The sequence below is a fragment of the Corallococcus sp. AB038B genome (genome assembly GCF_003668955.1).
Classification (GTDB): Bacteria; Myxococcota; Myxococcia; order Myxococcales; family Myxococcaceae; genus Corallococcus; species Corallococcus exiguus.
In genome coordinates, this window is sequence record NZ_RAWO01000003.1 from 386,663 (window position 1) to 399,460 (window position 12,798).

9 protein-coding genes are annotated in these 12,798 nt (G+C 68.4%); 5 read left to right on the top strand and 4 right to left on the bottom strand.

All coding sequences use genetic code 11. The annotated features are described in order from the left end of the window. Positions 1 to 44 precede the first annotated feature (44 nt). The 4 genes from D7Y04_RS17810 to D7Y04_RS17825 all read left to right on the top strand — a co-directional run bounded on the left by D7Y04_RS17810 (position 45) and on the right by D7Y04_RS17825 (position 7,613). A complete protein-coding gene (locus tag D7Y04_RS17810) occupies positions 45 to 1,877 on the top strand; it encodes a serine/threonine-protein kinase (RefSeq protein ID WP_121760091.1) in 1,833 nt (610 codons plus the stop codon). 129 nt (positions 1,878 to 2,006) lie between these two features. Then, the gene (locus D7Y04_RS17815; protein ID WP_121760255.1) at positions 2,007 to 3,575 is read left to right on the top strand and encodes a serine/threonine-protein kinase; all 1,569 of its coding nucleotides are present in this window, start codon (positions 2,007 to 2,009) and stop codon (positions 3,573 to 3,575) included. Positions 3,576 to 3,655: 80 nt separating this feature from the next. After that, a complete protein-coding gene (locus tag D7Y04_RS17820) occupies positions 3,656 to 5,974 on the top strand; it encodes a serine/threonine-protein kinase (RefSeq protein ID WP_121760092.1) in 2,319 nt (772 codons plus the stop codon). A 220-nt stretch (positions 5,975 to 6,194) separates the two neighbouring features. After that, positions 6,195 to 7,613: a serine/threonine-protein kinase gene (locus tag D7Y04_RS17825; RefSeq protein WP_158620650.1), complete on the top strand. Its 1,419-nt coding sequence runs from the start codon at positions 6,195 to 6,197 to the stop codon at positions 7,611 to 7,613. On the opposite strand, the gene D7Y04_RS17830 is transcribed toward D7Y04_RS17825, so the two are convergent. The 4 genes from D7Y04_RS17830 to D7Y04_RS17845 form a co-directional block, all read right to left on the bottom strand. Beyond that, positions 7,610 to 8,809 carry a nitronate monooxygenase family protein gene (locus tag D7Y04_RS17830; RefSeq protein ID WP_121760093.1) on the bottom strand — a complete coding sequence of 400 codons (1,200 nt, stop codon included), beginning with the start codon at positions 8,807 to 8,809 and terminating at the stop codon, positions 7,610 to 7,612. The genes D7Y04_RS17825 and D7Y04_RS17830 overlap by 4 nt on opposite strands. Positions 8,810 to 8,918: 109 nt before the next feature. Next, positions 8,919 to 9,740 (bottom strand): spermidine synthase, encoded by an 822-nt coding sequence (locus D7Y04_RS17835; protein ID WP_121760094.1) that lies wholly within the window; start codon positions 9,738 to 9,740, stop codon positions 8,919 to 8,921. An 18-nt stretch (positions 9,741 to 9,758) separates the two neighbouring features. Beyond that, complete coding sequence (locus tag D7Y04_RS17840) at positions 9,759 to 10,415, bottom strand: hypothetical protein (RefSeq protein WP_121760095.1); 657 nt, start codon at positions 10,413 to 10,415, stop codon at positions 9,759 to 9,761. 10 nt (positions 10,416 to 10,425) lie between these two features. After that, complete coding sequence (locus D7Y04_RS17845) at positions 10,426 to 11,943, bottom strand: M91 family zinc metallopeptidase (protein WP_120598489.1); 1,518 nt, start codon at positions 11,941 to 11,943, stop codon at positions 10,426 to 10,428. A gap of 277 nt (positions 11,944 to 12,220) precedes the next feature. On the opposite strand from D7Y04_RS17845, the gene D7Y04_RS17850 reads away from it, so the two are divergent. After that, positions 12,221 to 12,766, top strand: coding sequence for a peptidase M23 (locus tag D7Y04_RS17850; RefSeq protein WP_120598488.1), 546 nt, complete (start codon positions 12,221 to 12,223; stop codon positions 12,764 to 12,766). The last annotated feature ends 32 nt before the right edge of the window (positions 12,767 to 12,798 follow it).

The following is a 12,798-nucleotide window of genomic DNA, read 5'->3' on the forward strand; positions in this document are numbered from 1 at the left end:
CGTCCCCGGGCTCACGGTACTGTCACCGCAAAACGAGCTTTTCAATGAAGACGCGAAGAATTCCGGAGACGGGGGCACACCGGGCGCTGACGGAACGGGAGGTGCCGGTGGCGATGGCATCCACTGCGCCGAAGGTGGATCCGCTGCTGGGGGCGCAGCTGGGTGAGTTCATCATCCAGGAGCGCATTGGCGCGGGTGGGATGGGGGTGGTGTACCGCGCGGAGCACCCCATCATTGGCAAGCAAGCGGCCATCAAGGTGTTGCGCGCGGAGTTGATGTCGCCGGAGCAGGCGCAGCGGTTGCTGGTGGAGGCGCGGTCGGTCAACGCCATCCGTCACCCGGGCATCCTGGACATCTTCAACTTCGGGTCGTTGCCGGACGGGCGACCGTACGTGGTGATGGAGTTGCTCCAGGGCCAGTCGCTCGCGGCCGTGCTGCGCGCGCGAGGCCGGCTGGACGTGGGGACCGCGGTCTGGATGTTGGATCAGATCCTCTCGCCGCTGGGGGCAGCGCACCGGGCGGGGGTGGTGCACCGGGACCTGAAGCCAGCGAACGTGTTCATGGCGGAGCGGCCGGACGCGGCGCCCATGCTCAAGCTGGTCGATTTCGGCATCGCCAAGGTGCTGCAGTCGCACGAGGGATTGACGAACGCGGACGGTTCCGTGCTGGGGACACCGGACTTCATGGCCCCGGAGCAGGTCCGCGGAGGCACGGTCGGCCCGGCCACGGACCTGTATGCGCTGGGCGTGATGGCGTTCCAGATGTTCACCGGCGAGCGGCCCTTCCAGGGTGACAACGTGCAGGTGATGTTCGCGCACGTCGAACAGGCACCGCCGCCGCCCTCGTCGAAGGTGAAGGGCCTGCCGCCGGAGCTCGACGCGCTGCTGCTCCAGTTGCTGGAGAAGGATCCGGCGAAGCGCCCTGCCTCCGCGGAGGAGGTGCGGCAAAGGTTGAAGGCGCTGTCCCTGGAGCGGCCTCCGGGCGCGCTGGGGCCCTCCGAGTCGGTGGAGCCGAAACGGGAGGAGCCCACGTCTCCGACGGCGCCCCAGCCGCCGGGGCTCGCGGTGATGCTCGCGGATCGCCGGAAGGTGGCACCGCTCGCGGCGGTGGTGGTCGCGGGGGTGGCGCTGCTGGGCACGGGCCTGTGGTGGATGACCCGGCCTGCGGAGACGCCGCCCCAGGTGGAGCAGCGTCTGCCCATGCCGGTCCCGCCCGTGGTGAAGGCGCCGGAGCCGGTGGTGCCACCCGCGCCGGAGACGGTCGTGAAGGCCGAGGCCGAGGCCGAGCCCGAGCCGGAGGCGCCCGAGGAAGAGGCACCGGAGACGGAGGTGAAGTCAGGACTGCCTTCGCTGCCGCTCACGACGGCGTCGGAGAAGAAGCTGGCGCGGCGGTTGTTTGGTTTGTTCAAGCAACAGCGGGCGCGGGCGAAGGACGTGGACGAGGACGGAGCGTTGCGCACCAAGCTGCTCCACCAGTACCGGGCCGCCGCGGACGCGACGACGGACGCCGAGCGCGCGCGGATCCACGTGGCGCTGGATGGCATCGAAAAGGAGCTGACGCAGCGCATCGCCTTGCATGACGCACCGCCCGTGGTCGTCGTCCCGGAGATGCCCAAGGTCCCGCCGCTCGTGCTGCCCTCGCTGCCCACCCTGCCCCGGACCAGTGGGCCTGAGCAGCGATTGGCACAGCGGTTGGACAGGCTGGTCGCGGAGCTGCGCAAACGCACGAAGGGGCAGGACGTCGCTCCGGAACTCACGCGAAAGCTCGTGGGCCTCTATGCGGCGGCCGCGAAGGCCGAAACCGCCACCGATCGCATGGCCGTGAATCAGGCGCTAGATACGTGGCAGGAGCAGCTGAACGCGCGGCTCCCGCGCTGATCATCGAGAAGTCAGGCACGACCCCATGGGTCATGCGGATCCAAGAGTTCCGCCGCATCGGGGATGCGGATCAGGGGGTGTTTGAAAGCATTGGGAGCGCATGGCTATGGTTCGCGCGCCAGCGCCCCCATGAAAAACCCCTCTTCTTCTCGAAGCGACACCGGGCAATCCGCCCAGCCGGCGTCACGGTCCAGCGCGGCCCCGGATCCATTGCTGGGCACGCGGGTGGGTGAGTTCGTCATTCAGCAGCGCATTGGCGCGGGCGGCATGGGCGTCGTGTACCGCGCCGTGCACCCGCTGATTGGCAAACAGGCCGCCATCAAGGTCCTGCGGATGGAGCTGGTGTCCGAGCCGCTGGTACAGCGCCTGCTCGTGGAGGCCCGCGCGGTCAATGCCATCCGGCATCCGGGCATCATCGACATCTTCGGCTTCGGCACGCTCCCGGATGAGCGGCCCTACGTCACCATGGAGTTGCTCCAGGGAAGACCGCTGTCGGACTTCGTCCGTACGAAGCGGCCCATGGAACTCGAGAGCGTCGTCTGGGTGATGGACCAGATGCTCGCCGCGCTGGAGGCCGCGCACCGAGCAGGAGTGGTGCACCGCGACCTGAAGCCCGCGAACGTCTTCGTCGTGGAGACCGCGCAGGCGCCGGCTTCCGTGAAGCTGGTCGACTTCGGCATCGCGAAACTCCTGGAGTCGCACGACACCCCGCTCACGGCCGACGGTTCCGTCATCGGGACACCGGAGTACATGGCACCGGAGCAGATCCGAAGTGGCGGCGACGTCAGCCCCGCGACGGATCTCTACGCAGTGGGCGTGATGATGTTCCAGTTGCTCACCGGCGTGCGCCCGTTCCAGGGGGACTCGGTTCAAGTGATGTTCGCGCACATGGAGGAACGCTCTCCCGCGCCCTCTTCGCGCGTGCCCGGGCTCCCGCCGGAATTGGACTCTCTGGTCCTGCAGTTGCTGCAGAAGGAGTCCACGCGGCGCCCTCCCTCCGCCGAGGCCGTGCGCGAGCGGTTGAAGCGCGTCCCCCTGCGCTCCGTGCCCCGGGCCCCGTCGCTTCCGAAGCCTGATGCCGCGCTGACGACAACACCCGTCGCGGGAGACACCGTGACGCACTCCACGACACAGGATGCGATCAATGCCATCCGCCCATCACCTGGCCTGCGCTGGGGGTTGGCGGGAGCGGTGCTGCTCCTGGGGATGGGGGCCGCCATCATCCAGCACCGGACGCCCGCTTCCGTGCCAGCGGTCACGCCCGAACCCCCTCCCGCCCACGTCGCCAAGGTGCCACCACGGCCGGAGCCCGCGCAGCCCCAGCTTCAGCAGGACTCCCGCTCGGAAGCACAGGCGCAGCCGCCGGCGCCCGCCCCGGAGCTCAAACCGGTGCCTCCCGAGGAGCCTACGACGGTCGCCACCTTGCCAGCGTCCAGTCCGCCTCCCGTGCAACCGCAGACGATTCCCCTTCCTTCCGTGAGCATCCAGAAGGATGACCTGCTCGGGCGGATCAAGACGAGCGTGGCGAAGATGCGGGCCCGGAACGGAGGCCATGACCTTCCGGAGGACATCGTCGAAGAGCAGGTGCTGATCCTGAACAGCATCTCCACGGCGAAGACCCGCAAGGAGCTGGCCAAGATCAAGCAGGAGCTGAACGACTGGGAGCACCGCCTTGGACAGCGCTTCCCTGCGCGCTGACCCGCGCATGTGGCGAGCAGCCCGAGGCGTGAAGTCCGAAGCGAGAGGGAAGCCATCCCTGGCGGGTATGGATTTACATCATGGCAGTCATTCGCGACCTGCCATCCCCCGCCCCTGAGGGTGGGTTGTTTGGAATCAGGGGAAATGCGCGGCTATGGTCCGCGCGAACTCCCCTCATGAAAACCCACCGTCATTCCAATCCCGACGGGGCGACGCTCACGATGCGGAAGACCGCATCGTCGGAGACCACGCCTCTCGTGGATCCGCTGCTTTCGTCACAGATCGGTGACTTCACCGTCGAGGAGCGGATCGGCGAAGGAGGGATGGGGGTCGTCTATCGAGCCACCCATTCCCTCATTGGGAAGCAGGCCGCTATCAAGGTGTTGCGCGCGGAGCTGGTCTCCCCGCGGGTGCACGAGCGACTGCTCGTGGAAGCCCGTGCGGTGAATGCCATCCGGCACCCGGGCATCATCGACATCTTCGGCTTCGGCAAGCTCCCGGATGGGCGCCCCTACATCGTGATGGAGTTGCTGGAGGGACGGCCGCTCTCCGAGCTGATGTCCGACCAGAAGCGGTTGGACGTGCCCACCGTCCTCTGGGTGTTGGAGCATGTCCTCGGCGCCCTGGGGGCGGCGCACCGGGCGGGAGTGGTGCACCGGGACCTGAAGCCGGCGAACGTATTCATGGTGGAGCCGCCGAGCGCCGCGCCCACGATCAAGCTGGTCGACTTCGGCATCGCCAAGCTGTTGGAGAACAGGGAGAGCCCGACGACCATGGACGGCTCCGTGCTGGGCACGCCCGAGTTCATGGCCCCGGAGCAGATCCGCGGCGGCACGGTGGGCCCGGCGACGGACCTCTACGCATTGGGCATCATGGCGTTCCAGATGCTCACGGGTGTGCGGCCCTTCCAGGGCGATCCCGTCCAGGTGCTGTTCGCCCAGGTCGATAAGGTCCCGCCGCTCCCGTCCTCGCGCGCGGAGGGGATTCCTCCGGAGCTCGACACGCTGGTGCTCCAGTTGCTGGCGAAGGACCCCGCCCTGCGCCCCCCCTCCGCCGAGGCCGTGCAGCAGCAGCTCCTGCGGGTGCCTACGGAGTCCCGCACCCAGACCTTCGCGAGGCCCCCGGGCCTGAAGCCCAAGGTGCCCACGCAGCGCCCGGCCCCTGTGCCCAAGCCCGCCGTGGCCCGTGTCGCCACCCGTGCGCCTGTCGTCTCGGTCGCGGATGCAGAAGACTCGGGGACGGAGACGCTTCAGTCCATCCGACGTACGCCCTTCCGGGGCTGGATGCTGGGAGGCGCGGCGTTGCTCGCGGGCCTGGGGACTGGAGCGTGGTGGCTGAGCCGCCCGGCCACGCCGGCTGCAGCGGCCACCACGCAGATAGCGCCCAAGCCTGAACTCCAGCTCACGCCCAAGACCGAGCCCACGAAAGAAGCTCGCATCGAGCAGCCCACTTCGGAAACTCCCCAGGTCGTGGTCACCACCATGCCTGCGCCCACCACGAACGTGAAAGCGCCTGATGGGGAGGCTGAAAATGATCCTCCCAAGTCCGAGGATGAAGGATCACATTCCCAGCCCTCTCGCACCGGAAGAACCACTTACAAGTCCAAGGTCCCATCATCGCCATTGCCGGAGCCCATCCCCGCGATGACTCCGGAGCCGCCCATCGCGGCCCTGAGCAAGTCCACTGAGACCGAAGGCACAGGATCGGACGGCAAGTCCTTGGTGGCGCCAACTGATCCGGCCCAGACGACGCCACCTCCGCCTGCCCCCGTCGTAACAAGCGCCGCGCCCCGTGCCGCGATGCCCGAGCTTCCCAGGGACAATGCTACCCAGAAGGCCCTGGCAGACCGGCTGACCAAACTGTTCAACAAGCTCCATGCCCCGAGCCCGAAGGGGAATCCACCCAAGGAGCTTCAAGACTCTCTGATGCGGCTCGTGGGCCAGGCCGCCAAGGCCAGCACCGCCACCGAAAGAACCGAAGTCAGTACTGGTGCCTACGAATGGGACAAGCGCTTCGAGCAATGGCGGGAATTGCCCGCCGGAGCGTCGGTCGCCGTCGCACCGGCCCTGGTCGAGCCGCAAAAGCCACAACCTGTCCCTGTGCCTACTCCGGTCTATGCGCCTCCTTCGGAGCCGCAGTCGCGACCGCATCTCCTCGGTTCCCTGCCGGAACTGCGAAAAACGACGCCCAAAGAGGTGCAGCTTGCGAGCCGAGTGGAGCAGCTCACCCGTGAGTTCCTACGCCGGACCGCTGGCGCTCGTAGCTCTTTGGATCTGGAATGGCAGCTCCTGCAATTCTATGAACGTGCCGCACAGGAGCTGACCGCGACTGATCGCATGGCGCTCCAACAAAAAATGGACAAGTGGTTCGAGGAGCTGAAGGCACGCTACCCCCTCTGATCATTTCTTCCCCAAAGCGATGTCAGACACGACCCAAGAGTCCCCCTACCCTGGGAGATCCTCCGCATCGTGATCCGCTGAACAGCGGATGTTTGAACGCATTGAGAGCGCGTGCCTATGGTTCGCGCGCCAGCGCCCCATGAAAAGCCCATCCCCTCAAGGCGATACCACCCAGAACATCCGGTCCCCATCGCGGGCCAGTGCGCCTCCGGATCCTTTGTTGGGGACGCAGTTGGGGGAGTTCGTCATCCAGGAGCGCATCGGCGCGGGCGGCATGGGCGTCGTGTACCGGGCCGTGCACCCGCTGATTGGCAAGCAGGTCGCCATCAAGGTCATGCGCATCGAGATGGTGTCGCAGCAGCAGGTGCAGCGCTTGCTGGTGGAGGCCCGCGCGGTCAATGCCGTCCGGCATCCGGGCATCATCGACATCTTCGGCTTTGGCACGCTCCCGGATGAGCGCCCCTACGTCATCATGGAGTTGCTCCAGGGACGGGCACTCTCCGATTACGTCCGCTCGAAGCGCCCCATGGACCTGGAGTCCGTCGTCTGGGTCATGGACCAGATGCTCTCCGCGCTGGGCGCCGCGCACCGAGCAGGAGTGGTGCACCGCGACCTGAAGCCACCCAACGTCTTCATTGTCGAAACACCCGTGACTCCGGCCGCAGTGAAGCTGGTCGACTTCGGCATCGCGAAGTTGATGGAGTCACGCGACAAGCCACTGACGGCGGATGACATGGTCATCGGCACGCCGGAGTTCATGGCGCCCGAGCAGATCCGCGGCGACACCGTCGGACCGGCGACCGACCTCTACGCGGTGGGCGTGCTGATGTTCCAGTTGCTCACCGGCGTGCGCCCCTTCCAGGGCGAGTCGGTCAAGGTGATGTTCGCGCACCTGGAGGAGTCGCCGCCGCTGCCTTCGTCGCGGCTCCCAGAATTGCCGCACGAAGTAGACGCTCTGGTACTCCAGCTCCTCGCGAAGAATCCCGCGTCACGGCCGCCTTCCGCCGAAGCCGTGCGTGAGCAATTGAAGCGCATCCCACTGCGCTCGTCTCCTCGCGCGCCATCCCTTACGAAGACCGAGATCCCGGTCCCAGCGGGTGACAGCAATACACCCAGCACGCAGGAGGCACTCAAGGCCATACGCCAACCGCCGGGCATCGGATGGGCATTGGTCGGAGCACTGGTGCTGCTGAGCGTGGGGGCTGGCGTCGTCCGGCTCCGCTCCGTGCCTTCTGCTCCTATCGACCCCCCAATTATTAGTGTGAGTGCCCATGGGACTGACGCGGGCACCCATGGGACTGACGCGGGCTCCGCTGAGACTCCTGGGGGCATCCTGGGGACCGACGCGGGCATCCTGGGGACCGACTCGGCCACTGACGCAGGAACCGACGAGGGTGTGAACCCCACGCCTCCGAGGCCCCCAAAGGCGAAGCAGGAACTCTTTCAGCGCATCCAGCGGCTCCGGATGGAGTTGTTCCGCAGAAGAGTGGGCGCACCAGAAGCAAAGGTGATGAAGGAGTCACTGCAAACGATCGCGCAGTCCGCGCAATACGCGCGCACCGCAAAGGACTACGCGGGGGCCCATTTCGCGCTGGACGACTGGGAAGACCGCCTCGACCAGCGCTTCCCCCCGCGCTAACCCCGGTCCTCCTCGTCCGCCTCATCCAGCCCCTCCGGCGACTCCAGCAACCGTCGGGCCCGCTCCATCATCTCCACGACGATCTGCCCGGCGGGCTGCACGGTGTCGATGCGCGCCATGCTCGCGCCTCCCGCCGGCAGGCTCATCTCCTCCAGGTCTCCCTGCGTGTCCGGCGTGGGCAGGAAGGAGCTGAACTTCGGCATCACGTACTGCACGTCCAGCACGCCCGGGAACAGCCGCGTCGTCCCAATGGCGTCCGACTCCGTCGTCGGCGGCACGCTCGACTCGCGCCCCGCCCACTCGCGCACCACGCGGTTTCGGATCACCCGCATGCGCTTGCCCGGCCACTCCGGCCCGAACAGCGTCGTCAACGCCGTGTCTCCCGCGTCCCCGTCCACCAGCCGCTCCTTGTAGAGCGGGTGCGCGTACGCCTCCACTGACGCCACCAGCCGCGTGCCCACCCAGACGCCGTCCGCGCCGTGATGCAGCGCGCGTGCAGCGCTGAACCCGTCCGCGATGCCTCCCGCCGCCAGCACCGGCACCGCGTCCGTCAGCTTCCGGAACTCCTTCAGCAACACCAACGTCGGCGTGCTGCCCAGGTTGCGCCCGCCCGCCTGCCGCCCCTGGGCGATGAGCCCCTGCACCCCGGCGTCCAGTGCCTGCCTCGCCAGCTCCACCGTGCCCGCTTGCACCCAGACCCGCGTCCCCGCGGCCTGCAGCGCTTGAATCCATTCGCGCGGCGGCAACGCCCAGTGGAAGACCACCACCGGAACCTTCGCCGCGATGCACGTGTCCATGTGGTCCCGCGTCGTGAAGCCGTGCGGCTCCAGCCGGTCCACGATGAAGTCCACGCCGTAGGGGCGCTGCGTGCCCGCCTGGATGGCCTTCAGCCGCGCCTCCAGCACGCCCGGCGGCTCCGGCGCCGTGCCCAACATTCCCAGGCCGCCCGCTTCCGACACCGCCACCACCAACGGCGGCAGGGACACGAACGCCATGCCCGCTCCGACGAAGGGATAGTGGATGCCCAGCTCGCGCGTCAGCCGCGTCTTCAGCGTGTTGCCCTCCAACACATAGATGGGCTTCGACTTCGGACGGGCCTCCAGGCCCGCGGCATCGGATTCTCCGTCCGCCAGCGACGCCTCGTCCTCGGGGGAAGCAGAGGGCTGGCCGGGTCGTCCGTCGTTCGCGCCGTTCATCGCGTCTCCCGAAAGGATGCTGACGTACCGAGCCTTCAAGATTAGCAGCGCCGCCACCTGATTCAGACGCGACCGGGCGGGGCCGTGCTCACTGGCCAGCAGAGCGGCCTCACTCCTCCGGGATGAGGCCGTCGGGCCCCAGCCCCGCGTCCGTCAGCACCCGCCCCCGCCCCAGCCTCCGCGTCAGGGGCCGGTAGCGCTGCGCCACCAGGGTGCTCAACCGGAACGGCAGCTTCCGCTCACGCTCCACCTTGCGGGCCCGCTCCACCAGCGCCTCTTTCGTCAGCCTCGACGGGCCTTCCAGCCCCACCAGGACGCGGTTGGTCGTGGTGGGCACCTCGAAGATGGACAGGCCGTGGAAGCTCACCTGGTAGGTGCGCACCATCGCTTCGTAGTGCGGGTTCCCCGCGGACTCCCAGACGTTGCTCGCCACCGCCCCGCCCCGCGTCAGCCGTGAACGCACCGCGCCCAGGAACTCGCGCGTGGCCAGGTGCCCGGGAATCTGATCCGCCCCGTACGCGTCCAGGAAGATGAGGTCGTAGGGCGGCCCGTCCGCTTCGATGAAGGCCCGCCCGTCCCCCACGTGCGCGCGCAGGAGCGCGTCCTCCTGGAAGCCGCAGTACTCCTTCGCGGCGTCCACCACCGCCGCGTCCAGCTCCACCACGTCGATGTGCGTGTCTGGCAGCACCGCGTGCAGGAACATGGGGATGGAGCCGCCGCCCAATCCGATGGCGAGGATGTTCTCCGGCTGGGGCACGAACGCCAGCGCCACCATCGCCATGCGGGTGTACGGCAACTCCAGCCGCAGCGGTTCGCCAGGCCACACCACACTCTGGCGCGCCCCCCCGTCGCCAAAGCGCAACGAGCGGCGTCCTTCCTCATCCTCGGTGACGATGACGGGCCCGGAGCCGTCATCGCGCTCGTCCTCCACCGCCAGGACCCGGGCTCCCTACTTCGCGTCCGTCACCGGCAGGGGTCCGCTGTCCAACACCCGCTGCGCCGTCACCGCCGGCCCGTACCGCGGCGTCTGGATGGGCGTGCCCTGCGCGTCCTTCCCCTGACTCAGCGTCATTGCGTCCGCGTCCGGAAGGTAGCCCACGCGCAGGGACACCTCGCGCACGGTGGACAGCTCGCGCGTCTCCTCCGGGCCCGTGGCGTAGGGCAGCGTGGTGCGCAGGGGCAGCGGCACCACCACGCGGCGATTCGCCGTGGCTCCTGGCTCCACGCGGCTGACCGCGGGCACCTCCGGTGCCTCCACCGCCAGGTCTTCCGGCACCGGCAGCAACATCCGCGACAGCACCACCTTGCCGCCGGACAGGTCCACGTAGGCCCGCTCGGGCGCCAGCGTGAGGTGGCCGCTGAAGCCCACGTCCCACAGGCCGTCCGTGAGCAGCACGGCCTTCTGCGTCCGGTTGTGCACCGCGTAGGTGACGGCGAGCGTGTCCGCCTCTCGCGCCACCGACTCCACCTTCAGCTCCACGTCCGCCTGGGCCACGCGCTGTCCTCCTGGATCCGCTGCTGGGGGCGCGGGCCGCTCCGGCGCCCGCGCACAGCCCATGATGACTGCCAGTGCCATGATGGCACCAGCGCGGCGGAAGGTCTTCATCCCCCGAATCCTAGTAGCGCGGGCGGGTCGGCAGGTTCAGATCGTCGCGCAGGACGTTCTCTCCGGGACGTCCGCCCTGCACCACGTCCGGCGTGGACGGGTCCTGGTCCAGGTCGATGGGCAGGCCCACCGCGGAGGTCTCCAGGTTGCGCGTGCCGTCCTTGGAGCCCAGCGCCAGCGTGCCGTTGTTCATGTCCGACGCGTGCACCAGCTCGTGGAACAGGCCCACGACGGGCGGGCGGTTCATCCACTCCTCGCTGCCCAGCGAGATGCGCGTGGTGTTGTAGTTCACCTGCGAGTCCGTGCCCTTGCCCGGCGTGCCGTCCGCGTTCATGAAGCCGTCGTTGAAGTTCGTGCCGCCCGCGCTGTTGCCGCTGGACGTCTCGCGGATGACCGTCTTCTTGCCGCTGTCGTCCAGCGTGCGCAGCAGGTCCTGGCCCGAAGGCAGCGAGCGCATCGCGTCCAGGTCCGACTGCACGCGCGCCTGGAACTCCGCGCTGCCCGTCACTGAGACGGAGGAGCCGCGCTGGTCCGCGTCCGTCATGTCGACGATTTCACGCTCGCCCTCGGCCGCGTCGGCGGTGGTCTCGCCCTCCTCCACGTAGAGCTTGTCCGTGCCCGTGCCGCCACGGACCGTGTCCTTGCCCGCGCCGCCCGCCACCGCGTCGTTGCCCGCGCCGCCGCTCAGCGTGTCGTCGCCGCGCCCGCCGATGACCTGGTCGTCGCCCTCGCCGCCGTAAGCCCGGTCGTTGCCCGCGCCCGCGTCGATGTAGTCCCGGCCCTTGCCGCCGGACAGGGAGTCGTTGCCGTCCAGGCCGTACATCACGTCACGGCCCTCGCCACCCATGATGCGGTCATCGCCCGCGCCGCCCTCCAGGTAGTCGTCGCCGTCCATGCCCTTCAGCGTGTCCTTGCCCTCGCCACCGATGATGGTGTCGTTGCCCGCGCCGCCGATGAGCGTGTCATTGCCCGCGCCGCCCGTGAGCTTGTCGTCGCCGTCACCGCCGTCCAGGGTGACGTCCTGCGTGACGCTCGCGTCCACGGTGATGGAGTCGTTGCCGGCGCCGCCGTTGATGATGACGCCCTTGGACTGTTCGGCGGTGAGGTTCACCGTGTCGCTGCCGGACGTGATGGTGAGCCCGCCGTTCTTGTTCTGCGTCACCTTCGCGGTGTTGTTGCCCGCGCCCAGGTCCACCACCGTGCGCCCATCCGCGTTCGTGCTCACCTGCGGCGCGAGCGCCTTCGCCACGCCCTTGGCGACCTTGTCGAGGGCCGAACCGATGCCCGAAGCGATACCTCCCAGGAAGCCGCCGCCGTCCTTGTCCTTCTTCACCGCCGTCTCGGTGGTGCGGACCTCCGACAGCTGAGGACGTGAACCCGCGCGAGGCCCGGAGTCGAAGCCGTCCGACATCCGCTGCGTGACGGCGGCCTTCACCGCGTTGGGCTTCGCCGGCGGGGCGGGCGTCTTCGGCTGCGGGGTGCTGACAGGGGACGTCGTGCGCGAGCCGGGCTTGCCAATCGTGGTCATGTCGCTTCTCCCAGGTGACGGAGACACCTGGCCAGGGGTCCGGGCGACGGGGCGCCAGGGTCGGCAGAACGCCGACATTCCAGATTGTCGTGAACGTTTGCCGCCAGTTGCGTGGCCCAGCCCGGAACGACACGGCGCGGCACGGAAGCCCCTGGAATCGTTGTGTTTCTCAATTCCCGATTCGCGAGATGGTTTCAAGGATTTCGTGTATTACAGCTTCACCGCCCCTGCCCCATTCGCGGGGAAACGGGGGGTGGATGACGGGAGGGAGCACCGCATGAAGCTGAAGACGTTGCTGTCCGCCGGGGTGGCCTTGGCCGCCGCGGCGTGGGCCAGTCCAGGAGTGGCGGCCACGGCGAACGGCCCCATCTGTGACCCGGCGGCCTACGTGAACTCGACCACCTATTACAACTGCACCGGGAGCAGCCACACGGCGCTGGATATCGGCAACGGATCCTGCGGCGAGTGGAACCACCGGGGCATGCTGGTGGGCAACTACTACTATTACTACTACGGCGGCTGCGCGGCGGCCTGCTACGGCTCCACCTGCAACGGCGGCGCGGGCAACTACTACGTGGTGTCCGGCGCGAGCGGCTGGGACTTCCGCCAGCTGCACTTCTACGCCAACGTCAGCTCCGGCACGAAGACGTGCGACCGCTGCGCGCTGGGGCTCGTGGGCGGCACGGGCAGCGCCACCGGCCCACACGTTCACGCGGACAACCGGCAGTACGGCACGCGCAAGTCGGCCTGGTACACCAGCGTCGGCACCACGTGCGGCACCAACGCCAACTGCACCAACAGGCTGGGCGTTCCCACGCTGTAGCCCCGCGTTCGGGTGTCCTCGGGCAGGGGCCG